The sequence below is a fragment of the Streptomyces sp. UNOB3_S3 genome (assembly GCF_020740895.1).
Taxonomy (GTDB): Bacteria; Actinomycetota; Actinomycetes; order Streptomycetales; family Streptomycetaceae; genus Streptomyces.
Genome location: NZ_JAILXP010000010.1, coordinates 21347 through 42804, shown reverse-complemented (window position 1 = coordinate 42804; position 21458 = coordinate 21347). Strand labels below are relative to the sequence as shown.

Sequence of the window (21458 nt, the reverse complement as noted above, 5' to 3'; positions counted from 1 at the left end):
CCCTCCCCCAGCTACCGCTGGGAGGTGCCCCCAGCCCGATCACCCCGAAACGTCAGGAGACTCCTCTATGACCGTCTACTTCATCGGTGCCGGGCCCGGTGCCGCCGATCTCATCACCGTGCGCGGCGCCCGGACCCTCGCCCGGTGCGGCGTGTGTCTCTACGCCGGCAGCCTCGTCCCCACGGAGCTCCTCGCCGAGTGCCCGCCCGGCGCCCGGCTCGTCGACACCGCCCACCTCGACCTCGACGAGATCACCGCCGAGTTCGTCCGCGCCCACGAGGCCGGCCAGGACGTGGCCCGGCTCCACTCCGGCGACCCCGCCGTCTTCAGCGCCGTCGCCGAGCAGATCCGCCGCCTCGACGCCCACGGCATCCCCTACGAGATCGTCCCCGGCGTCCCCGCCTTCGCCGCCGCCGCGGCCGCCCTCGGCCGTGAGCTGACCGTGCCCACCGTCGGCCAGACCGTCATCCTCACCCGTGTCGCCCAGCGGGCCACCCCCATGCCCCCCGGCGAGGACCTCGCCACCCTCGGCCGCAGCGGCGCCCTGCTCGTCCTCCACCTCGCCGCCCGCCACGCCGACCGCGTCGTCGAGGAACTCCTCCCGCGCTACGGCGCCGACTGCCCGGCCGCCGCCGTCGCCATGGCCAGCCGCCCCGACGAGATCGTGCTGCGCGGCACCCTCGCCGACATCGCCGGGCAGATGAAGGCGGCCGGCGTCGTCCGCACCGCCGTCATCCTCGTCGGCCGCGCCCTCGCCGCCGGGCAGTTCCCCGACAGCTTCCTGTACTCGGCCGAACGGGACCGGGACACCTGCGGCCGGACGGTCCCGGACGGCGCGAACGGCTGAACGCTTGACCCTCACACCGTGTCAGGCCCGTAACTGAACTCATCATGTTCACCATCGGAGACTTCGCCCGCCACGGCCGCGTGTCCGTCCGCATGCTGCGTCACTACGACACCATCGGACTGCTGCGCCCCGCCCGTGTCGACCCGCACAGCGGCTACCGCTTCTACGAAGCCGGACAGCTCGCCCGCCTCAACCGCGTCATCGCCCTCAAGGACCTCGGATTCACCCTCCAACAGGTCCAGGCGATCGTGGACGACGAGGTGAGCGCCGAGGAGCTGCGCGGGATGCTGAGGCTGCGCCGGGCCGAGCTGGAGGCCGCCGCCGCGGCGGCCGCGGCCCGGCTGGCGCGGGTCGAGGCGAGGCTCCGCACCATCGAGAGCGAGGGACAGATGAGCACCCACGACGTGGTGATCAAGAGCGCGCCGGCCGTCCGGGTCGCCGAACTGAGCGGGCGGGTGGCGAGCTTCGGCCCGGAGGAGATCGGCCCGGTCGCCGACCGGCTCTTCGAGGAGCTGTGCGGTCTGCTGGAGACGGCAGGGATCGAGCCGACGGGCTCGTCGGTCATGTGGTACGAGGACGCGCCCGACGGCGAGGGGATCGTGGTCCACGCCGGGCTCCCCGTCCCCGCCGACGCGCGCGGCGACGGCGTCCGGATCACCGAGCTGCCGGCCCTGCCCAAGGTGGCGGCGGTCGTGCACCACGGGCCCATGAACGATGTGGTGCCCACCGTCCAGGCCCTGGCCCGCTGGATCGACGCCAACGGCTACCGCTCGACGGGCTACGCGCGCGAGGTGTACCTCGCGTACGGCGAGGGCGACCCCGCCGGGTGGGTGACGGAGCTCCAGGAGCCGGTGGAGCCGGTGACCGGAACCGGGTGAAACCGGATGTGTGATCCGTCATAGTCACATACCGCACGGTGTGCTCACCTTGGAATGATCATGTGACGGTCGGTCGGACCGCGCAATCCCAAGGGGGGAATCCATGCGGAAGCACACAATGAAGACGCGCGGCCGGCTCGTCGCGCTCGCCGCGGCCGTCGCCGTCGTCGGCGGCACGGTCGCGGCCGGGCCGGCGGGCGCGGCGGCCCCGGCGGCGGAGCGGGGCGACCACCGCGCCGCGACGCAGCGGGCCCTCGACGGCCTCGTCGCGGCCGGGATGCCGGGCGTCGCCGCCGAGACCCGTACGCCCCGGGGGACCTGGTTCGGGACGTCCGGCCACGCCGACACCGACAGCAAGCGGAAGCGGACCGCCGCCGACCACTTCCGGGCGGGCAGCATCACCAAGACCTTCGTCGCCACCACCGTCCTCCAGCTGGCGGCCGAGGGCAGGCTGAGCCTGGACGACTCCGTGGAGCGGTGGCTGCCCGGGGTCGTCCAGGGCAACGGCTACGACGGCAACAAGATCACGATCCGTCAGCTCCTCAACCACACCAGCGGCGTCCACGACATGGTGTCGACCGAGGAGTGGGACAAGGCCATGAACGGCACCGGCTTCCTCCAGCACCGCTACGACGTCAAGACGCCCCAGGAGATCGTCGCCATCGGCCTCCGGCACAAGCCCGACTTCGCGCCGGGCCAGGGCTGGACCTACTCCAACACCGGCTTCGTCCTCGCCGGAATGATCATCGAGAAGGTCACCGGCAAGCCCTACGCGAGCGAGATCGAGCGCCGCATCGTCAAGCCGTTGGGCCTGACGGAGACCACCTTCCCCGGCACCGACCCCAAGCTGCCCGCCCCGCACCCGGTGGGCTACTCCAAGCTCTACGTCCAGAACCCCGGCCCGGAGATCCACGACGCCACCGAGTACCGCCCCTCCTGGTCCGGGGCGACGGGCGAGGTCGTCAGCACCAGCGGCGACCTCAACCGCTTCTACAGCGCCCTGCTCCAGGGCAGGCTCCTGCCGCGCAAGCAGCTCGACGAGATGCTCACGACCGTGGACACCGGGCAGCAGTTCCGCTATGGCCTGGGCATCATGTCCCGCGCCCTCACCTGCGGCACGACCGTCTGGGGCCACGACGGGGTGGTCTGGGGCTCCCTGTCCGGCGCGGCCGTGACCCGTGACGGCAAGAACGCGCTCACGTTCAACATCAATGGTGACTGGCTGGACCAGTCCCCGCCGTTCGAGAACATGTTTGAGGGGGCGTTCTGCGGTACGGCGGCGGCGAAGCCGGTCAACCGCTGAGTGCGGCTGCGGGCCGTCCGGGGCCGGTCGCGCAGTTCCTCGCGCCCCTTACGGGCCCTTCGGGCCCGCTCGGCCCACGATGACGCCCGCGCGGTCGATGCAGATGACGTCGACCGCGACGGGCGCCCCGCGCAGCACGGCCAGCGCTTCGTCGCGGGCGGTCACGGCGACGAGGTCACCGAGGGGGACGCCCGCGGCCTCGCACAGGCGCAGTGCCTCCAGGCCCGTGTTGGCGCCGGTGACGGCGGCCGCGAGCGCGTCGTCACCGCCGCCGTGCCGGGCGAGTTCCGCGAGGAACTCCTTGTTCACCTGCGAGCGGGCCGAGTGGAGGTCGAGGTGGCCGGCCGCCAGCTTGGAGAGCTTGGCGAAGCCGCCGGCGACGGTCAGCCGGTCCACCGGGTGGCGGCGGATGTACTTGAGCACCGCCCCCGCGAAGTCGCCCATGTCCAGCAGCGCGTCCTCGGGCAGCCCGTGCACGGCCACCGCGACCTTCTCGGACGTCGACCCCGTACAGCCCGCCACATGCGTACGGCCCGCCGCCCGGGCCACGTCCACGCCGCGCCGGATGCTGTCGATCCACGCCGAGCAGGAGTAGGGGACGACGATGCCGGTCGTGCCCAGGATGGAGATCCCGCCGAGGATGCCCAGGCGCGGGTTCCAGGTGGAGCGGGCGATCTCCTCGCCGTGGTCGACGGACACCTCGATCTCGACGTCCCCCGTGCCGCCGTGCCGGGCGGCTGCCTCGGCGATGTGATCGCGCATCATCTGCCGGGGCACGGGGTTGATGGCGGGCTCGCCCACGGCCAGTGGCAGCCCGGGCCGGGTGACCGTGCCGACACCCGGGCCGGCCCGGAAGACCACCCCGGAGCCGGGCGGCAGGAGCCGGACCGTGGCCCGGATCAGGGCGCCGTGGGTGACGTCCGGGTCGTCGCCGGCGTCCTTGACTATGGCGGCCATGGCGGCGCGCCCGTCCTCGTCCAGCCGCTCCGCGGCGAGCGCGAACGCGGGCGTCTGCCCCTTGGGCAGCGTGATTCCCACGGGATCGGGGAATTCCCCGGTGAGCAGCGCTGTGTACGCCGCCGTGGTGGCGGCGGTGGCACAGGCGCCCGTCGTCCAGCCGTGCCGCATCCCGGTGTGCTGGAGCTGGGCGGCGCGGCCCCCGGTGGCTGTGCCGTCAGCCGTGCCGTCAGCCGTGCCGTCAGCCATGCCGGCCCCCGCCCGTAGGCTGGGCCGACGGCCGGACGACGACGCGGGACCGGACGACGACGGAGACGACGGAAGGGCAGTGGATCGTGAACGCCGGCGCGGAGCGCCACATCCTCATCCTGGGCGGTACGACCGAGGCGCGACGGCTCGCGGAGGAACTGGCCGCCGACCCGGCGCTCCGGGTCACCAGCTCGCTCGCGGGGCGGGTCGCCGCGCCGCGGCTGCCGGCGGGGGAGGTGCGGATCGGGGGGTTCGGAGGTCCCGAGGGCCTCGCCCACTGGCTGCGTGAGCAGCAGGTGGCCGCGCTCATCGACGCCACCCATCCTTTCGCCGGCACGATCAGTTTCAACGCGGCGCGGGCCGCCGCCGCGGCCGGGGTGCCCCTGCTGGCCGTCCGCCGTCCCGGCTGGGTGGCGGGGCCGGGCGACGACTGGCGTGACGTCGCCTCCCTGGCCGACGCGGCGCGGGCCCTGCCGGCGATGGGCGAGCGGGTGTTCCTGACCACGGGCCGGATGGGCCTGGGCGCCTTCGCGCACCTCGAGGATAAGTGGTTCCTGGTCCGCTCCGTGGACGCGCCCGAGCCGCCGGTGCCGCCGCGCATGGAAGTCCTCCTCGACCGGGGCCCGTTCACGCTGGAGGGCGAGCGGGAACTGCTGCGGCGCCACGCGATCGACGTCCTGGTGACGAAGGACAGCGGCGCGGCGGCGACGGCGGCGAAGCTGGGCGCCGCGCGCGAGGCGGGCGTCCCCGTGGTGGTGGTCCGCCGGCCACCGGTACCGGAGGGGGTGCCGGAGGTGCCGGGCCCGGAGGCGGCCGTGGAGTGGCTGAGGGGGCTCTTTCCCCGATCCCGCCCCTTCCCGTGACCGGGGCTCCGCCCCCGGACCCCGGACGCGGCTGCGCCGCGTGTCCTCAAACGCCGGACGGGCTGAAATCAGCCCGCTGGGGGCACCTCCCAGCGGTAGCTGGGGGAGTTTGAGGAGCGGGGGTCCGGGGGCGGAGCCCCTGGAACCGTCAGCCCTCCGGGTAGCGGCGCGGCGTCCAGACGATCCGCTCCGCGCCGTCCTCGCCCCGCCGCGCGGTGCGCGTCTGCGTGGAGCCGACGATGAGGAGCGTGCGCATGTCGACCTCGGCGGGGTCCAGTTCGCCGAGGCGGACGACGCGCACGGACTCCTCCGGACCGCCCACGTCCCGCGCCATGACCACCGGCGTCTCGGGAGCGCGGTGCTCCAGGAGCAGGTCGCGGGCCGCGCCGACCTGCCAGAGGCGGCTGCGGGAACCGGGGTTGTACAGGGCCAGCACCAGGTCGGCCGCGGCCGCCGCGCGCAGCCGTTCCGCGATCACCTCCCACGGCTTGAGCCGGTCGGAGAGGGAGACGACGGCGTAGTCGTGGCCCAGCGGGGCGCCCGCGCGGGCGGCGGCCGCGTGGGCGGCGGTCATCCCGGGGACGACCCGGACCGGGACCTCGCGGTAGGGGTCCTCGGCGGCGACCTCCAGCACGGCGGAGGCCATCGCGAAGACGCCCGGGTCGCCGGAGGACACCACCGCGACGCGGCGGCCCTGCCGGGCCAGGTCGAGGGCGAACTCGGCGCGCTCCGACTCCACCTTGTTGTCCGAGGCGTGCCGCTCCTGGCCCGGCCGTACGGGTACCCGGTCCACGTACGTGGTGTAGCCGACGACGTCCTCCGCCGCCGCCAGCGCGCCCCGGGCCTCCGGCGTCAGCCACAGCGGTCCCGCCGGGCCGAGGCCGACGACCACGACCTCGCCACGGCCGGCGGCGTTCGCGCGGGCTGCCGCGTCGGCGTCCGAAAGGACGCCCCCGTGGGAGGCCACCCGGCTCGGCAGCACGGCCAGCGAGAAGTACGGCACCGACTCCGGGTCGACGTCCGCCACCCGGCCCGTGCGCTCCCCGCTCATCGTCGCGCGTTCGACGTACCGCGCCTCCGCCAGCCGCCCGGAGCGCTCCAGCGCGCCCCGCACCGCCGGGAACGTCCGGCCGAGCTTCATCACCACGGCGGAGTCGGCCTGGGCCAGCCGTGCCGTCAGCTCCTCCTCGGGCAGCGTGCCCGGCAGGATCGTCAGCGTCTCCTCGCCCTCCACCAGCGGCCTGCCCAGCCGGGCCGCCGCCGCGCTGAACGACGTCACTCCCGGCACGACCTCCGTCGGATAGCGGTGCGCGAGCCGCTTGTGCATGTGCTGGTACGAGCTGTAGAAGAGCGGGTCGCCCTCGGCGAGCACCGCCACCGTCCGCCCGGCGTCCAGGTGCGCGGCGAGCCGGGCCGCGGCCTTCTCGTAGAACTCCTCCAGCGCGCCCCGGTAGCCGCCGGGGTGGTCGGTGGTCTCCGTCGTCACCGGATAGACCAGCGGTTCCTCGATCTGGCCGGGGCGCAGATGGCGTTCGGCGATGGAGCGCGCGATGCTGCGCCCGTGCCGGGCGCTGTGGTAGGCGACGACGTCCGCCGCCCCGATGACCTCGACGGCCCGTACGGTCAGCAGCGAGGGGTCGCCGGGCCCCAGCCCCACCCCGTACAGCCGCCCGGTGGGCATGGGCTTCTCGTTCACTCTTCCTCGCTCGCTATCGCGTTGATCGCGGCCGCGGCCATGGCGCTGCCACCGCGCCGGCCCCGCACCACCAGATACTCCAGCCCCAGCGGGCTCCCGGCCAGCGCGTCCTTCGACTCCGCCGCGCCGATGAAGCCCACCGGGATGCCCAGCACGGCGGCCGGGCGGGGCGCGCCCTCGTGGATCATCTCCAGGAGACGGAACAGCGCCGTGGGGGCGTTGCCCACCGCGACCACCGCGCCCTCCATCCTGTCGCGCCACAGCTCCAGCGCCGCCGCGCTGCGGGTCGTGCCCATGCGCCGCGCCAGCTCCGGCACGGCTGGGTCGGCGAGGGTGCACACCACCTCGTTGTCCGCGGGCAGCCGCTTGCGGGTGACGCCGCTGGCGACCATGTTCGCGTCGCACAGGATCGGCGCGCCCGCGAGCAGCGCCTCACGGGCCCGGGCCACGACCCCCGGCGAATACGCGAGGTCCTGGACCAGGTCGGTCATCCCACAGGCGTGGATCATGCGGACCGCGACCCGGCCGACGTCGGGCGGCAGCCCGCCGAGGTCCGCCTCGGCGCGGATGGTGGCGAAGGACTGGCGGTAGATGGACGCGCCGTCCTTGTCGTAGTCGAACACTGTGCCCTCGCTCGCTGGGTGGTGCATGTCGCTGGTTCTGCGTGGGGGTTTGCCGGGGTGCCGCCGTGGTCCGCTCAACCGTGGGGGCCGTCGGCCGTCGTCGGCTGTGTGGGGTGTGCGTCTCGTGCCGCCGTGACCGCGTCGGCCAGACCGGCGGCGGTCGTCATGGCGACCGCCTCGTCCTCCGCCTCCCGTCGTACGGCGATCCGGTAGCCGTCGCCGGTCGCCAGGACGTCGACCCACCGGCCGCCGGGGTGGCCGCAGCGCCGTTCGCACCCGGACCAGTACACGGGCAGCGTCCCGGGGCCGCCAGGGCGCGCGGCCGCCAGGGAGGCGGTCGCGTCGGCCCGTACATCCGCCAGGGACTTGACGCACCCCGGCCGGCCGGTACAGGCGCCCGCGCCGTGCCAGGGGGAGGCGGCGGAGGTGACCAGGCCCGCGTCCGCGAGCGCCGCGAGGCGCGCCGCGGCCACCGGGGCGGTGAGCCCCGTGACGACGACCCCGCGCCACGGCGTGACGCGGAGTTCGCCGCCGCTGTCGCCGCCGTCCTGGTCGGCGGCGGTACGGGCGAGGAGCCGCCACTGCGCGGAGGAGAACCGGCCCAGGGGCGCGGCCACCGACACCGCCCACCGCCCGCCGGGGCCGTGGACCGCGCCGGGCGCGGGCGGGGAACCGAGGGGGAGCGTGGCGCCGGGTACGGGCGCGGAGCCGATGCCGGCCGCCGCCAGCCGGGCCGCGAGCCGGTCCGGGCGCGGCCGCAGCCCAGGGGGCAGTTCACGGACGCGCCACGCCGCGCCGCCGCTCTCGCGCAGCACCGCGAGGAACTCACGGGCCGCCAGGACGGCCGCGCGCGGCGCGTCCTCGACGGCGACGCGCAGGGCGTCGGGGCCGGTGCCGAAGCACAGGAGGGCCTGGTGGCCGCCCTCGGTTGCGATCAATGTCACATCGGGTTCGAGGGCCGCGATGTCGCCGCGGCCGTCGTCGAGCCCGAAGAGGAAACGGCCGGAGAGGGCGATGAGGTCGTCGGACGCGCAGAGGAGGCGGTCGAGTTCGCGCACCCAGGGCCGGATGTCCGAGAAGCCCTTTCCGTCCAGGCCGGAGAGTGGGGAGGCCGCGACGTTCCGGATCCGGTCGTGGCGGTCCGAGGGCAGCAGGCCGGCCTCGCGCAGCCGGGCGCCCAGGGGGGCGCCGCAGGCGTCGGCGAGGCCGCGGAGCTGGACGTTGCCGCGGGAAGTGAGGTCGAGCCGGCCGTCGCCCAAGTCGTCGGCGAGGTCGGCGAGTACGTCGGCTTGACGTGCTGTCAGGAGCCCGCCGGGCAGGCGCACGCGGGCCAGCGCCCCGTCATCCGCCGTGTGCAGCCGCAGCGCGCCGGGGCAGGCGTCGCCGCGCTCGCGACCAGGGGGTTCGGGGGGAGTGGACATGGCGGCGAGCATACCGACGGGGGCGGAAGGGCCCCAGTCCCGCCCTTTCACCGTTTCCGAGGGGGCTCCGCCCCCTCGAACCCCCTGGGCGGGACCCCGCATCGCTACTATGACTTTCGCCAGCGACGGCGACAGGGGAGGAAGCCGGTGTGATCCCGGCACGGTCCCGCCACTGTGTGCCCGGCAGCGCAAGCGCGCGGCCGCGGTGAGTCAGGAACTCCCGCCGTCCTCCCACCGCCCGGGGCGCGGACCCCGAGGAAGGCATGCCGTGATCCTGCTCCTGTCGACGTCCGACACCGACCTGCTCAGCGCCCGTGCGGCCGGCGGCCCGGTCCCGTACCGGCTCGCCAACCCCGCCCGGCTCGCCCTCGAAGAACTCCCGGACCTGCTGGACGGCACCGACCTCGTCATCGTGCGCCTCCTCGGCGGCCTGCGCGCCTGGCAGGAGGGGCTCGACCAGCTGCTGGCCGGCCCGCGCCCCGTCGTCGTCCTCACCGGCGAACAGGCCCCCGACGCCCAGCTGATGGAGGCGTCCACCGTCCCCGTCGGCATCGCCGCCGAGGCCCACGCCTACCTCGCCCACGGCGGCCCCGCCAACCTCGAACAGCTGGCCCGCTTCCTCTCCGACACCGTGCTGCTCACCGGCCACGGCTTCGAGCCGCCGGCCCCCGCCCCCGCCTGGGGCGAGCTGGAGCGCACCCCCAAGCCCGGTGCGACCGGCCCGCTCGTCGCCGTGCTCTACTACCGCGCCCACCACATGAGCGGCAACACCGCCTTCGTCGACGCCCTCTGCGGCGCCGTCGAGGACGCGGGCGGCCGCGCCCTGCCGCTGTACGTCGCCTCGCTGCGCGCCCCCGAGCCCGAGCTGATCGACGCCCTGCGCGACGCCGACGCCATCGTCACCACCGTCCTCGCCGCCGGCGGCACCCGGCCCGCCGACGCCTCCGCGGGCGGCGACGACGAGTCCTGGGACGCCGGCGCGCTCGCCGCCCTCGACGTGCCGATCCTCCAGGCCCTCTGCCTGACCGGCACCCGCGAGGCCTGGGAGGAGAACGACGAGGGGCTCTCCCCGCTCGACTCCGCCACCCAGGTCGCCGTGCCCGAGTTCGACGGCCGCATCATCACCGTCCCCTTCTCCTTCAAGGAGATCGACGCGGACGGCCTCCCCGCCTACGTCCCCGACCTCGAGCGCGCCGCGCGCGTCGCGGGCATCGCCGTACGCCACGCCCGCCTCCGCCACATCCCCGCCGCCGAGAAGCGGCTGGCGCTCGTCCTCTCCGCGTACCCCACCAAGCACTCCCGTATCGGCAACGCCGTCGGCCTCGACACCCCCGCCAGCGCCGTCGCCCTGCTGCGCCGGCTCCGCGAGGAGGGCTACGACTTCGGCGACGAGGAGGTCCCGGGGCTCGCGTCCGGCGACGGCGACGAGCTCATCTACGCCCTCATCGAGGCCGGCGGCCACGACCAGGACTGGCTGACGGAGGAGCAACTCGCCCGCAACCCCGTCCGCATCCCGGCCGCCGACTACAAGCGCTGGTACGAGCAGCTCCCCGGCGAGCTGCGCGAGGCCGTCGAGGAGTACTGGGGCCCGGCGCCCGGCGAGATGTTCGTCGACCGCAGCCGCGCTGCCGAAGGCGACCCAGAAGGCGATATCGTCCTCGCCGCCCTGCGCCGCGGCAATCTGCTGATCCTCATCCAGCCGCCGCGCGGCTTCGGTGAGAACCCCATCGCCATCTACCACGACCCCGACCTGCCGCCCTCCCACCACTACCTCGCCGCCTACCGCTGGATCGCCGCCTCCCGCGAGGACGGCGGCTTCGGCGCCGACGCGATGGTCCACCTGGGCAAGCACGGCAACCTGGAGTGGCTGCCCGGCAAGAACGCCGGCCTGTCCGCCGCCTGCGGCCCCGACGCCGCCCTCGGTGACCTGCCGCTGGTCTACCCGTTCCTCGTCAACGACCCCGGCGAGGGCACCCAGGCCAAGCGCCGCGCCCACGCCACGCTCGTCGACCACCTCGTGCCGCCCATGGCCCGCGCCGACTCCTACGGCGACATCGCGCGCCTGGAGCAGCTCCTCGACGAGTACGCGCAGATCTCCTCGATGGACCCGGCCAAGCTCCCCGCGATCCGCGCCCAGATCTGGACGCTGATCCAGGCCGCCCGCCTCGACCACGACCTGGGCCTGGAGGAGCGCCCGGAGGACGACGGTTTCGACGACTTCCTCCTCCACGTCGACGGCTGGCTGTGCGAGGTCAAGGACGCCCAGATCCGCGACGGCCTCCACGTCCTGGGCTCCGCCCCGGCGGGCGCCGACCGCGTCAACCTGGTCCTGTCGATCCTGCGCGCCCGCCAGATCTGGGGCGGCACGACGGCCCTGCCGGGCCTGCGCGAGGCCCTCGGCCTGGACGAGTCGGCCGCCACCCGCACCACCGCCGACGAAGCGGAGGCGGAGGCCCGAGCCCTGGTGGAGGCGATGGAGGCCGCGAACTGGGACCCGGCAGCGGTACGTACCGTTGTGGGCAATCGTCCCGCAGGGCGATGGGGGTCCCCCCTGCTCGAGCGAAGCCGAGAGCTTGGGGGAGGGTGGGCACAACCCACGGTGCCGGGCACCGCTCCCGCGCAGGCCGACCCCGTCTCGGCCGTCCTGGACTTCGCCGCCCGCGAGGTCGTCCCGCGCCTGTCGGCGACCACCGGCGAACTCGACAACGCCGTCAAGGCGTTGGAGGGCCGCTTCGTCCCGGCAGGCCCGTCGGGTTCCCCGCTGCGCGGCCTCGTCAACGTCCTCCCGACCGGCCGCAACTTCTACTCCGTCGACCCCAAGGCCGTCCCCAGCCGCCTCGCCTGGGAGACCGGCCAGGCCCTCGCCGACTCCCTCCTGGAGCGCTACCGCACGGACAACGGTGACTGGCCGGAGTCCGTGGGCCTGTCCCTGTGGGGCACGAGCGCGATGCGCACGGCGGGCGACGACGTGGCCGAGGCGCTGGCGCTGCTGGGCGTCCGCCCGGTCTGGGACGAGGCGTCGCGCCGCGTCACGGGCCTGGAACCGATCCCGCCGGCCGAGCTGGGCCGCCCCCGCGTCGATGTCACCCTGCGCATCAGCGGTTTCTTCCGTGACGCGTTCCCGCACGTCATCGGTCTGCTGGACGACGCCGTGCGGCTCGTCGCCGCCCTCGACGAGCCGGCCGACCGGAACTTCGTCCGCGCCCACACCCAGGCCGACCTCGCCGCCCACGGCGACGAACGCCGCGCCACCACCCGCATCTTCGGCTCCCGCCCGGGCACGTACGGCGCCGGTCTGCTCCAGCTGATCGACAGCCGCGACTGGCGCACCGACGCGGACCTGGCCGAGGTGTACACGGTCTGGGGCGGCTACGCCTACGGCCGGGGCCTGGAGGGCCGCCCGGCCCGCGAGGACATGGAGACGGCCTACAAGCGCATCGCGGTCGCGGCCAAGAACACCGACACCCGCGAGCACGACATCGCCGACTCCGACGACTACTTCCAGTACCACGGCGGCATGGTCGCCACGGTGAAGGCCCTGAAGGGCACCGCCCCCGCCGCGTACATCGGCGACTCCACCCGCCCCGAGACGGTCCGCACCCGCACCCTCGTCGAGGAGACGTCCCGCGTCTTCCGCGCCCGTGTGGTCAACCCGCGCTGGATCGAGGCGATGCGCCGCCACGGCTACAAGGGCGCCTTCGAACTCGCCGCCACCGTCGACTACCTCTTCGGCTACGACGCCACCACCGGCGTCGTCCCCGACTGGATGTACGACAAGCTCGCGCAGACCTACGCCCTGGACCCGGAGAACCGCGCCTTCCTGGAGGAGGCCAACCCCTGGGCCCTCCACGGCATCGCCGAACGCCTCCTGGAGGCGGAGAGCCGCGGCATGTGGGCCAAGCCGGACGCGGAGACGCTGGAAGCGCTGCGGCAGCTGTTCCTGGAGACGGAAGGGAACCTGGAGGGCGGCGACGACTGAACCGGCCGGTTCGTTCCGGCCCGGAGCACTCCGGGCCGGAGCCGCGCTGTCGTCAGGCGGCGGCGCCGAACCACTTCGGCAGGTGGTCGACCAGCTCCCGCTGGTCCTCACCGGCCCAGGCCACATGGCCGTCCGGCCGCAGCAGCACGGCGGGCGCGTCCAGTTCCTCGCTGACGTCGACGACGTGGTCGACCCGGTCCGCCCAGCCCTCCACCGAGAGCCGGCCGGTCTGGTCGAGGAGCAGTCCGCGGCCGCCGCGCGTCAGCTCGTACAGCCGCCCCCGCTTCAGCCGCACGTCCCGCATCCGCTTGCCGAGCAGCCCGTGGCCGTCGCCGAAGTCGTAGCGGACGCCGACCGCGGTGATCTTCTCGATCAGGTGTCGGTTCACCTCCTCGAAGTCCATCAGCTCCGACACCAGCCGGCGTACGGACTGGGGGCCCGGCTCGGTGGACATCAGCAGCATCTGCGCGCGGGTGTTGTCCAGCACGTCGGCGGCCACCGGGTGCCGTTCGGCGTGGTAGCTGTCCAGCAGGTCCTCGGGGGCCCAGCCGGCCACCTCGGCGGCCAGCTTCCAGCCGAGGTTGAACGCGTCCTGGACGCCGAGGTTGAGGCCCTGCCCGCCGGTCGGCGGGTGGATGTGCGCGGCGTCGCCGGCCAGCAGCACCCGGCCGACGCGGTAGCGCTCGGCCTGCCGGGTGGCGTCGCCGAAGCGGGAGAGCCAGCGCGGCGAGTGCACGCCGAAGTCGGTCCCGGCGGTCGCCCGCAGCTGTCGCCTGAACTCGTCCAGGGTCGGCGCGACCGTGCGGTCCTCGGCCACCCCCTCGGCGGGCACGATGACGCGGAACGTCTCGTTCCCGAGGGGCATGAAGCCGAACCGCTTCTGCGTCTTGCGGACTTCGGCCATCACCGCGTTCAGCTCCTCCTGCGGCATGGTCACCTCCATCTCGCCCAGCAGCGTCTCGACCCTGCTGGGCTCGCCGGGGAAGGCGACCCCGGCGAGCTTGCGGACCGTGCTGCGGCCGCCGTCGCAGCCGACGAGGTAACGGGCGCGCAGCCGTGTGCCGTCCGTCAGCTCGGCGGTCACCCCGTCCTCGTCCTGGCTCAGCCCGGCCACCTCGCGGCCGCGCCGGATCTCCGTGCCGGCCGCGGTGGCGTGCTCCTCCAGCAGGCGGTCGGTGACGGTCTGCGGGATGCCGAGGACGTACGAGTGCGCCGTGTCCATCCGCTCGGGCCACGGCTTGCCGATGCCGGCGAAGAACCCGGGGAACCGTTCGTACTTCGTGCCGTTCGCGAGGAACGTGTCCAGCAGGCCGCGCTGGTCCAGCACCTCGATGCTGCGCACGTGGAGGCCCAGCGCACGGACCATCGGGGCAGGCTGCGTCTCCTTCTCGAGAACGACCACGTGCACCCCGTGCAGCCGCAGCTCACTGGCCAGCATCAGGCCGGTCGGTCCACCGCCGACAACGATCACGTCGATCATCACAAGTCTCATTTCCGCAGTTCCTGGCTTCAGCCCGGTGATTGTGCGGTATGACCGGGGCCTTGCGGCAAGGCCCCCTGTGCGCTATAAGTTGAGCATGGCGAGGAATGGTTGCGTTCCTCGCCTTTGTCGTGCGCCGGTACGCCGGCGACGGCCCCCCTCGGGGGCACTAGGATCCTTTGGATGATCATCAGAAAACGGCTGGCGGCGGGGGCCTGCGCCCTGCTCGCCGCCCTGGCCCTGGGCGTCACACCGGCGAACGCCGCGGACGGGCCCTCGAAGAATTCGCCGAAGGTCGAGCTGGTCCTCGACGTCAGCGGCTCGATGAGCGCGACGGACATCGACGGGCAGTCGCGCATGACGGCCGCCAAGGAGGCGTTCAACGAGGTCATCGACTCGGTGCCGACCGGTGTCCGGCTCGGCATCCGCACGCTCGGCGCCAATTACGCCGGTGAGGACAAGACGCTCGGCTGCCGCGACAGCCAGCAGCTGTACCGCGTCGGCAATGTGGACAAGGCCGACGCCAAGGCGTCCGTGGCCAACCTCAAGCCCACCGGCTGGACGCCCATCGGCCTCGCCCTGCGCGGCGCCGACCAGGACCTGGGGACGGACGGCGGGACGCGCCGGATCGTGCTCATCACCGACGGCGAGGACTCCTGCGGCCTGCCCGACCCCTGTGACGTGGCCCGCGAACTCGCCGCCAAGGGCACGCACCTGACCATCGACACCCTCGGCCTCGCCTCCGACGACAAGACCCGCGAGCAGCTGAGCTGCATCGCCGAGGCCACCGGTGGCACGTACACCACCGTGCGGCACCGCAAGGAGCTCTCCGGCCGCATCAAGCAGCTGGTGAAGCGGGCCGACACGCCCGTCGAGACGCCCAAGCCCGTCTCGGGCACCGAGGAGTGCCGGACCGCGCCCGAGATCGGCGCCGGCATCTGGACCGACCGCGAGACCTTCTCCCAGCACCGCGTGTACAAGGTCAAGGTCAAGCCCGGCCAGGAGCTGCGCTTCGCGGCGAGCGTCGCCGCCGACCGCGCCGTCGACCGGGACTACGGCGTACTGGTCCGCGCGATGGGCGAGAACGGGCAGGAGCTCGTGCGCGGCAGCGACGCGGGCAGCGGCCGCACCGATGTGCTGGCCTCCGGACTGCGCTACCCCGTCGCCGAGGACGAGGACCACAAGGAGCCGCGGACCGTCTGCGTGGAGGTCTCCAACTCCTTCTCCGCGCCCGCCTCCGTCAAGCGCGACCCCGGACTGCCGGTGGAACTGGCCGTCGACGTGGTCAAGGGTCCCGACGACCCGTCCGACCTGGCCGCCTTCGGCCTCGGCCGGGGCTGGGTGCTGCTCCTCGTCCTGGGCCTGACCGGACTGCTCGCCGGCCTGCTGTTCGGCTGGCTGGCCCGCTGGCGCATCGCCGTGTGGAGGGAGAACTGATGCGGATGAAACGCGCGTTGACCGCCGTCCTGCTCACGGGCGCGGCCCTGCTCGCCCCGGCCGGGGCGGCCGTCGCCGACGACGCCCCCAGTGAGGCCGGCACCGCCTTCCGTACCGCCGTCGCCATCCAGCAGGGGCAGAAGGCCACGGCCAACGCCTCCACGGGCGACTACCTCTACTGGCAGTTCCCGGCGGGCGCCGGGCAGCGGCCGACGGTGAAGGCCACCGTCACCCTGCCCGACGCGGCCACCCGGACCGGCGCCGCCACCTGGCGCCTCGACGTCTTCGACGGACTGCGCCGCCGCCAGGCCTGCACCTCGGGCGAGCAGGCCTCGACCGCCGGGCAGCAGGCCGCCAGTGTGACCCTGACGTGCACGCTGCGCACGGTCCGCCCCTGGTCCGAGCGCTGGTCCAACGACCCGCTGCCCGGCGCTTACTACGTGCGGCTCACCGTCACCGACGCGCCCGACCGCGACCAGGGACTGCCCGTGAAGGCGGAGGTCGAGGCCACGTCCGAGGACATGGGCGGGGGCCACGCCGAGGGCGGCGAGCTGGGCAAGCCCCTGCACGCGGCGGCCCTCGCCGAGCCCGACGGCGGCTGGAACGGCAGCTGGTGGTCCGGCCGTTGGGGCTGGACCGTCGGCGGCGCCGTGCTCTGCGCGCTCGCGGCCATCGGCGGGTACACACTGACCCGCCACCCGCGCCGACGCTGAGCGCCCCGTAGGGGCGCGAGGAACTGCGCGACAAGCCCCCACCGGCCCGCGGTGAACGGATAGCGACTGTTGTACCCACCCGGCGGCGCCCCCCGGACGTCCAGAACGTCCGGGGGGGCGCCGCCGTTCGCTTCGCTGGCGTCAGCGCCCGCGCCCCGGCTCGGCCGGCGCCGCGCCCTCGACCGCGTCCGTGAACAGGTCGAGCAGATCGTCGCCGAAGTAGGAGCTGTAGGAGATGTCGGGTGTGTCACCACCGGTGTGATACCCGCCGATGACACCGATCACCTCGTACCCGCCGTCGCCGGGCACCAGGAACGGCCCGCCCGAGGTGCCCCCGACGTACCCCGCGCAGGCGATCTCCAGGAAGTCGCCGGGCGCGGCCGGATCCGTACTGGTGTAACGGTGCGTGGAGGAGGTGCAGTCGAGCGGCTTGGGGTAGACGGCGTCGCTGCTGCCCGGGTAGCCGATCAGCCGTACCACGTCGTGGGCGTACCCCGGCCGGATGCCCAGGCCGAAGCCGCCGACGGCCCGCTGGACAGGGGTTCCGTCCGCCCGGTCGCCCAGCCGCACCACCGCGTAGTCCCAGCGCGCCCCGCCGTCCGTGCCCAGGTCGTAGTAGCGCTGGTCGAGGTAGATCTCCTCGACGGGGAAGACACCGTGGGGCTTGAGGCCGTCGTGGTACTGCGGCACGAACGAGAACTGCTTCTTCGGGTCGGGCGAGCGCAGGCAGTGGGCGGCGCTGACCACGAGATCGCGGTGCGGGCTGCGGACGACCGTCCCGCCGCAGAACCGGCCGGTGTTGTGCCCGTCGGTCCAGAAGAACGTCCCCACCTGCGGCAGTCCGTCGAAGGGATGGCTGGGCGGCACGGGCCCGGCGACGCCGGCCGGGGCCCCCGTCCGCTTGCCGGTGTCCACGGCGGGGAGGGCGGCCCGCATCCGCGCGGGCGTCCAGTAGGCGTCGGCCGACGCGGCCGACGCGCGATGCCCGGCGGACGGCGCTCCCGCCGCCAGCGCCGGGCCCGGCAGGGCGACGGACGCCGCCACCGCCACCAGGCCGGACAGCAGCGCCACGACGCCGCGTATGGCGAACGGTCTGGATCCGGGTCTGTCCATGAGCGGTTCCTCCCTGGTGTGCGCACGATGTGCGTGGGGGGCGCGTACGAGGTGAGCGTGTCATCGTCCTACGGCGGGGGCGCGAGGGGTGAGTCGCCGACGCGACAGGATTCACCGGGACGCCGCACAGCGGCCCCGGACGTCCCGGGGGTGACCACCGGAGGCGGGCGGTAGCCTGGCGCGGACGGGCGGACGTCCGGTCCGCCCGCTCACGAGGGGGGAGTCGACTGATGGTCGATCCGGTGTCGTTGGGAGCGATCACGAGCGCGGTCACCGCGGCCGCGGGATCCGTCGGTACGGAGGCGGGGCGCCAGGTCTGGGGGTCACTGGTGCAGCTGGCCCGCCGCGCGTTCGGCCGGGGCCCGGCCGGCGAGGACGAGGCGAACGCGGCGGTGCTGCCGCTCGATCCGGGGGACGAGCAGCAGGTCCAGTCGCTGGCCGCGCTGATCTTCGGGCGTGTCTACCAGGACACCGCCTTCGCCGAGGAGTACCGCCGGTGGGCCGAGCAGGCCGAGGCCGTACGCGTGTCCGTGGACAACAGCACGGTCAACAACACCTTCTCCGGAGGCCAGGCCACCCACCTGTACCAGGGGCGGGACTTCACCATCGGGCGCTGAGACGGCCCACCACTTCGCGGGCCGGGGGCCGGGGGCAACCCCCTCCCCGGCCCGTGGGGCGTCAGCGGTGGCCCAGCACGTTGACCACGCGGCCGTTGGGGTCGCGGACGAAGAACCGCCGTACGCCCCACTCCTCGTCCTGCAGGGGGTGGACGATCTCCGCGCCGCTGTCCCGCACGGCCGCGTAGGCGGCGTCCACGTCGTCCACTTCGACACTCATGTCGGGGGTGACCGGGGCGGTCTTGTCGCGGGCCATGAAGCTGACTTGCGCCGCCGGGCTGGACGGGGAGGCGAGGGTCATGATCCAGCCGTGGTTCATGACCTCCTCGAAGCCCAGCAGGCCGTAGAACTCCCGGCTCTCCTCCACGGCCTCCGACTGAACGTTGGGCACGACACGGCGAACGGTCATCGACGACTCCAGGTGAGAACGGACAGGTCTCCGGGACCACCACAAGTACTACGGCACACCCACCGCCGTACACACTTTCGCGTCACCACGCTCCCGCTCCCGTCACCGCCCCACCGTGGGCGGATCCGGCACGATCCGGTGCGTCTCAACCCGTGGTTAAGTCCGTCATCCGCTTGTGATGCCCGGCGGACTAGTGCGTGGCGTTCCGGTCATGGCAGGATGCCACTCGTAGTCGACACGGACTTAACTGGCCGTGAAAGGCAGTAATTGGTCGTATGTCGTACCAGGCCATGCGGCCGCGGGACACACGCGCGTGAAGGAACGGGGCAGATGGCAAACGGGGGGGACAGGCCGGCATCGGCCGGTGACGCGGGCAGCCCGCTCGCGCAGCGGCTCAACTACCTGTTCGCGAACATGCACCCGCCCGGCGCGCCGTACACCAACGGGCATGTGGCCGAGGAGATCAGCCGCGGGGAGGAGTACGGCGGCGTCACGCTGACCGAGCAGTATCTGTCGATGCTGCGCAACGGCAAGCGCGCCAACCCCAGCCCGGACGTCCTGCGGGCGCTGGCGAAGTTCTTCGCCGTGCCGGTGGGGTATCTGATGGGCGATCTGTCGGCCTCCCAGGCCGAGCGCGTGGAGGAGGAGGTCCGCTTCCTCGTCGCGATGAGGGACCAGCGCGTCCGGGCCATCGCCCTGCGCTCGGTGGGCCTGCCCCCCGAGGTGCAGGACAGCCTGACCACGATCATCAGCCAGTTCCGGCAGCAGATGAACCTTCCGTCCGACCCGCCCGACGCGGGGGGTGCGGAGCGACCGTGACCGTGACAGCGGAGGACGGCCTCTTCACCAACTGGCGGCGTACCGAGGACGAGGACGGTGCAAGCATGCGCGTGGGGCGGATACGTCGCCGGTGCAAGCAGCTCATCCAGGAGCTCGCCCTGCCCGCGTCGACGGATCTCCAGGGCATGTGCGACGCCGTCGCCCGTCATGTGGGCCGGCCCATCCATCTGGTGCCCATGAGCCTGGACGGGGTCGTCTCCGGCATGACGGCCACCACGGACGACGCGTACTGGGTCATCTACGAGCAGAAGACCTCCCCGTGGCACCAGGTCCACATCGTGCTGCACGAGATCGGCCATCTGCTGCTCGGTCACGACCAGGACCCCGCCGTCACCGAGGACGCCCTCAAGGTGTGGACGCCCTCGGTAGACGTGGCCACCGCCATGCGGCGGATGGGGCTCACCATGGGCCTCGCCCGCCACCACTGCTACGACAACCTCACCGAGCGCGAGACGGAGATCCTCGGCACCCTCCTGATGGCCAAGGTGGTGCCTCCGCCGCCGGGCCAGGACGTCCTGCTGGAGGGTCAGGCCGCCGAGCTCGCCGCGTCGCTGGGGCCCGCGCTCCAGCACGTCCGGCAGCGGATCCAGGACGGGTCCGCCGACGGGAGGGGTGCCGGTGTTTGACGCCCTCTACCTGAGCTTCAGCGCCGTCACCTGGGCCATCGTCGGCTACAAGGCCCGGGCCTGGTTCCGCGACCGCGACAATGTCGACCTGGGCCTGACCGCCCTGATGACCTCCGGCGTGCCGATCGTCTTCCTGTTCTCCGCGCCCAGCGTCTACCGCGCCTTCGACCGGCTGACGGGCGTCGCCAACCTGGCGATGGTCTTCCTCTACTCGGCCGTCGTGCTGTTCGCCTCCGGCGCCACCGTGCTGCTGCTGCGCTGGACCAGCCGGGGCGACGAGGAGTCCCACACCCGTGCCGCCGCGCGCAGCCGGCTCGCGGTGTGGGCGGTGGGGCTGACCTGGGCCGTGGCCATCGTCTGCTTCCTCGTCGGCCGCCCGGACGACGTGGAGCACCCGCGTGACTTCAGCACCGCCTACGCCGACGCCCCCGGTGTCGTCGCCTTCCTGGTGCTCTATCTGCTGATCTTCGGTGTGAGCCTCGCCGGTCTCGGCACGCTCTGCCCGCGCTACGCCGCCCAGCTGGGCCGCTCCTGGCTCGCCAAGGGGCTGCGGACGCTCGCTGCGGGCTGCTGGCTGGGCCTGGTGTACTGCGCCTGCAAGCTCGTCGGGTTCGCCCTGAGCTGGGCCGGGCACGAGCAGTACTGGCTGTCCAACGGGGTGGCCCCGATGACCGCCTCGGTGGCCGCGCTCCTGGTACTGCTCGGCTTCTCGCTGCCGGCCGTCGGCCCCCGGGCCGCCGCCTGGCGCAGGCTGCGCCGGCTGGAGCCGCTGTGGCGGGAGGTCACCGCCCACGCCCCCGAGGTCACCATCCCCGAGTCCCGCTGGACGGCCCGCTGGCCCCTCGCGGACCTGGAGTGGCGGGCCAACCGGCAGATGGCCGAGATCCGTGACATCCAGCGCGGCGTCCGCCGCCATGTCGAGCCCGTCACCCTGGAGATCGCCCGGGAGAAGGCCGGCGCCGCCGCCCTCGACGAGCACCGCACCGCCGCGGTGGTGGAGGCCGCCGCGCTCCGCAGGGGCCTGGGCAACCAGGTCGTGGGGCATGTGGCACGGCCGTCCGCCGACAGTGTGGTGATGACCGTGAGCGCCGACCCGGCGGAGGAGCACGAGCACTTGGCACGCGTCGCCGACGTCTTCCACGATCCGCTGGTCGACGCGGTGCTCACCGAGCTACGGGAGCTCAGCGCGGCACGCCGTCCCTGACGGCGCGCGGCCCATGAACGAGGCGGTCCTGGACGGGGGTCAAGGCCGCCTACGACACAGGCCGGCGCCGGATTCCGGTGGATCGTCGATCCACCGGAATCCGGCGCCGCTTGTGCGATTCCGCCCCACCTGTACCGGCACCTCGACCGGATGGCCGATCGAATATCCGATCTAGGACAAAAGGGCCGGTCGGTCCGGTCTAG

Annotated in this window: 18 protein-coding genes and 1 riboswitch; of the genes, 11 read left to right on the top strand and 7 right to left on the bottom strand. The window is 73.6% G+C overall.

Going from position 1 to position 21458, the window contains the following annotated elements:
* Positions 1-67 precede the first annotated feature (67 nt).
* From cobM to K6I33_RS02435, 3 genes are all read left to right on the top strand, one after another.
* Positions 68-847 (top strand): precorrin-4 C(11)-methyltransferase, encoded by a 780-nt coding sequence (cobM, locus tag K6I33_RS02445; protein WP_229347986.1) that lies wholly within the window; start codon positions 68-70, stop codon positions 845-847.
* A gap of 44 nt (positions 848-891) precedes the next feature.
* The gene (locus K6I33_RS02440; protein WP_229347985.1) at positions 892-1725 is read left to right on the top strand and encodes a MerR family transcriptional regulator; all 834 of its coding nucleotides are present in this window, start codon (positions 892-894) and stop codon (positions 1723-1725) included.
* Between the two features lie 103 nt (positions 1726-1828).
* Positions 1829-3028, top strand: a complete 1200-nt coding sequence (locus K6I33_RS02435) for a serine hydrolase (protein WP_229347984.1) — start codon at positions 1829-1831, stop codon at positions 3026-3028.
* A 48-nt stretch (positions 3029-3076) separates the two neighbouring features.
* Here the strand turns inward: K6I33_RS02435 and K6I33_RS02430 are convergent, their stop codons facing one another.
* The gene (locus K6I33_RS02430; RefSeq protein ID WP_229347983.1) at positions 3077-4234 is read right to left on the bottom strand and encodes a cobalt-precorrin-5B (C(1))-methyltransferase; all 1158 of its coding nucleotides are present in this window, start codon (positions 4232-4234) and stop codon (positions 3077-3079) included.
* 86 nt (positions 4235-4320) lie between these two features.
* Here K6I33_RS02430 and K6I33_RS02425 point away from each other — a divergent pair, with 86 nt between their 5' ends.
* On the top strand, positions 4321-5097 hold the full coding sequence (locus K6I33_RS02425; RefSeq protein WP_229347982.1) for a cobalt-precorrin-6A reductase: 777 nt from the start codon (positions 4321-4323) through the stop codon (positions 5095-5097).
* Positions 5098-5245: 148 nt separating this feature from the next.
* Here K6I33_RS02425 and K6I33_RS02420 read toward each other — a convergent pair whose 3' ends face one another.
* Genes K6I33_RS02420 through cobG form a run of 3 tightly spaced genes read right to left on the bottom strand, consistent with a single transcriptional unit; the run spans position 5246 to position 8837 of the window.
* Positions 5246-6778 (bottom strand): precorrin-2 C(20)-methyltransferase, encoded by a 1533-nt coding sequence (locus tag K6I33_RS02420; RefSeq protein WP_229347988.1) that lies wholly within the window; start codon positions 6776-6778, stop codon positions 5246-5248.
* A gap of 11 nt (positions 6779-6789) precedes the next feature.
* Positions 6790-7443, bottom strand: coding sequence for a precorrin-8X methylmutase (locus K6I33_RS02415; RefSeq protein WP_229347981.1), 654 nt, complete (start codon positions 7441-7443; stop codon positions 6790-6792).
* Positions 7444-7490: 47 nt separating this feature from the next.
* Positions 7491-8837, bottom strand: a complete 1347-nt coding sequence (gene cobG, locus K6I33_RS02410; RefSeq protein WP_229347980.1) for a precorrin-3B synthase — start codon at positions 8835-8837, stop codon at positions 7491-7493.
* 137 nt (positions 8838-8974) lie between these two features.
* Positions 8975-9057: riboswitch (cobalamin riboswitch) on the top strand.
* A 48-nt stretch (positions 9058-9105) separates the two neighbouring features.
* Here cobG and cobN point away from each other — a divergent pair.
* The gene (gene cobN / locus K6I33_RS02405; RefSeq protein ID WP_229347979.1) at positions 9106-12816 is read left to right on the top strand and encodes a cobaltochelatase subunit CobN; all 3711 of its coding nucleotides are present in this window, start codon (positions 9106-9108) and stop codon (positions 12814-12816) included.
* A gap of 52 nt (positions 12817-12868) precedes the next feature.
* On the opposite strand, the gene rox is transcribed toward cobN, so the two are convergent.
* The gene (gene rox / locus K6I33_RS02400) at positions 12869-14296 is read right to left on the bottom strand and encodes a rifampin monooxygenase (protein ID WP_229347987.1); all 1428 of its coding nucleotides are present in this window, start codon (positions 14294-14296) and stop codon (positions 12869-12871) included.
* A gap of 183 nt (positions 14297-14479) precedes the next feature.
* On the opposite strand from rox, the gene K6I33_RS02395 reads away from it, so the two are divergent.
* The gene (locus K6I33_RS02395; RefSeq protein ID WP_229347978.1) at positions 14480-15733 is read left to right on the top strand and encodes a VWA domain-containing protein; all 1254 of its coding nucleotides are present in this window, start codon (positions 14480-14482) and stop codon (positions 15731-15733) included.
* Positions 15733-16446, top strand: a complete 714-nt coding sequence (locus K6I33_RS02390; protein WP_229347977.1) for a hypothetical protein — start codon at positions 15733-15735, stop codon at positions 16444-16446. The genes K6I33_RS02395 and K6I33_RS02390 overlap by 1 nt, the downstream gene beginning before the upstream one ends.
* A gap of 141 nt (positions 16447-16587) precedes the next feature.
* Here the strand turns inward: K6I33_RS02390 and K6I33_RS02385 are convergent, their stop codons facing one another.
* Complete coding sequence (locus tag K6I33_RS02385) at positions 16588-17559, bottom strand: serine protease (RefSeq protein WP_229347976.1); 972 nt, start codon at positions 17557-17559, stop codon at positions 16588-16590.
* Positions 17560-17789: 230 nt separating this feature from the next.
* Here K6I33_RS02385 and K6I33_RS02380 point away from each other — a divergent pair, with 230 nt between their 5' ends.
* Complete coding sequence (locus K6I33_RS02380) at positions 17790-18176, top strand: hypothetical protein (protein WP_229347975.1); 387 nt, start codon at positions 17790-17792, stop codon at positions 18174-18176.
* A 61-nt stretch (positions 18177-18237) separates the two neighbouring features.
* On the opposite strand, the gene K6I33_RS02375 is transcribed toward K6I33_RS02380, so the two are convergent.
* A complete protein-coding gene (locus K6I33_RS02375; protein WP_229347974.1) occupies positions 18238-18585 on the bottom strand; it encodes a VOC family protein in 348 nt (115 codons plus the stop codon).
* Positions 18586-18915: 330 nt separating this feature from the next.
* Here K6I33_RS02375 and K6I33_RS02370 point away from each other — a divergent pair, with 330 nt between their 5' ends.
* Genes K6I33_RS02370 through K6I33_RS02360 form a run of 3 tightly spaced genes read left to right on the top strand, consistent with a single transcriptional unit; the run spans position 18916 to position 21255 of the window.
* Entirely contained in the window at positions 18916-19404 is a 489-nt protein-coding gene (locus K6I33_RS02370) for a helix-turn-helix domain-containing protein (RefSeq protein WP_229347973.1), read from the top strand.
* Positions 19401-20051 (top strand): hypothetical protein, encoded by a 651-nt coding sequence (locus tag K6I33_RS02365; RefSeq protein WP_229347972.1) that lies wholly within the window; start codon positions 19401-19403, stop codon positions 20049-20051. The genes K6I33_RS02370 and K6I33_RS02365 overlap by 4 nt, the downstream gene beginning before the upstream one ends.
* Entirely contained in the window at positions 20044-21255 is a 1212-nt protein-coding gene (locus K6I33_RS02360) for an MAB_1171c family putative transporter (RefSeq protein WP_229347971.1), read from the top strand. Before K6I33_RS02365 ends, K6I33_RS02360 begins: the two co-directional genes overlap by 8 nt.
* The last annotated feature ends 203 nt before the right edge of the window (positions 21256-21458 follow it).

Excerpts from the sequence above, each read along its gene's own strand:
- cobM (WP_229347986.1), top strand. The coding sequence starts at position 68 with ATGACCGTCTACTTCATCGGTGCCGGGCCCGGTGCCGCCGATCTCATC.
- K6I33_RS02440 (WP_229347985.1), top strand. The coding sequence starts at position 892 with ATGTTCACCATCGGAGACTTCGCCCGCCACGGCCGCGTGTCCGTCCGC.
- K6I33_RS02435 (WP_229347984.1), top strand. The coding sequence starts at position 1,829 with ATGCGGAAGCACACAATGAAGACGCGCGGCCGGCTCGTCGCGCTCGCC.
- K6I33_RS02430 (WP_229347983.1), bottom strand. The coding sequence starts at position 4,234 with ATGGCTGACGGCACGGCTGACGGCACGGCTGACGGCACAGCCACCGGG.
- K6I33_RS02420 (WP_229347988.1), bottom strand. The coding sequence starts at position 6,778 with ATGCCCACCGGGCGGCTGTACGGGGTGGGGCTGGGGCCCGGCGACCCC.
- K6I33_RS02415 (WP_229347981.1), bottom strand. The coding sequence starts at position 7,443 with ATGCACCACCCAGCGAGCGAGGGCACAGTGTTCGACTACGACAAGGAC.
- cobG (WP_229347980.1), bottom strand. The coding sequence starts at position 8,837 with ATGTCCACTCCCCCCGAACCCCCTGGTCGCGAGCGCGGCGACGCCTGC.
- rox (WP_229347987.1), bottom strand. The coding sequence starts at position 14,296 with ATGATCGACGTGATCGTTGTCGGCGGTGGACCGACCGGCCTGATGCTG.
- K6I33_RS02395 (WP_229347978.1), top strand. The coding sequence starts at position 14,480 with ATGATCATCAGAAAACGGCTGGCGGCGGGGGCCTGCGCCCTGCTCGCC.
- K6I33_RS02390 (WP_229347977.1), top strand. The coding sequence starts at position 15,733 with ATGCGGATGAAACGCGCGTTGACCGCCGTCCTGCTCACGGGCGCGGCC.
- K6I33_RS02385 (WP_229347976.1), bottom strand. The coding sequence starts at position 17,559 with ATGGACAGACCCGGATCCAGACCGTTCGCCATACGCGGCGTCGTGGCG.
- K6I33_RS02380 (WP_229347975.1), top strand. The coding sequence starts at position 17,790 with ATGGTCGATCCGGTGTCGTTGGGAGCGATCACGAGCGCGGTCACCGCG.
- K6I33_RS02375 (WP_229347974.1), bottom strand. The coding sequence starts at position 18,585 with ATGACCGTTCGCCGTGTCGTGCCCAACGTTCAGTCGGAGGCCGTGGAG.
- K6I33_RS02370 (WP_229347973.1), top strand. The coding sequence starts at position 18,916 with ATGGCAAACGGGGGGGACAGGCCGGCATCGGCCGGTGACGCGGGCAGC.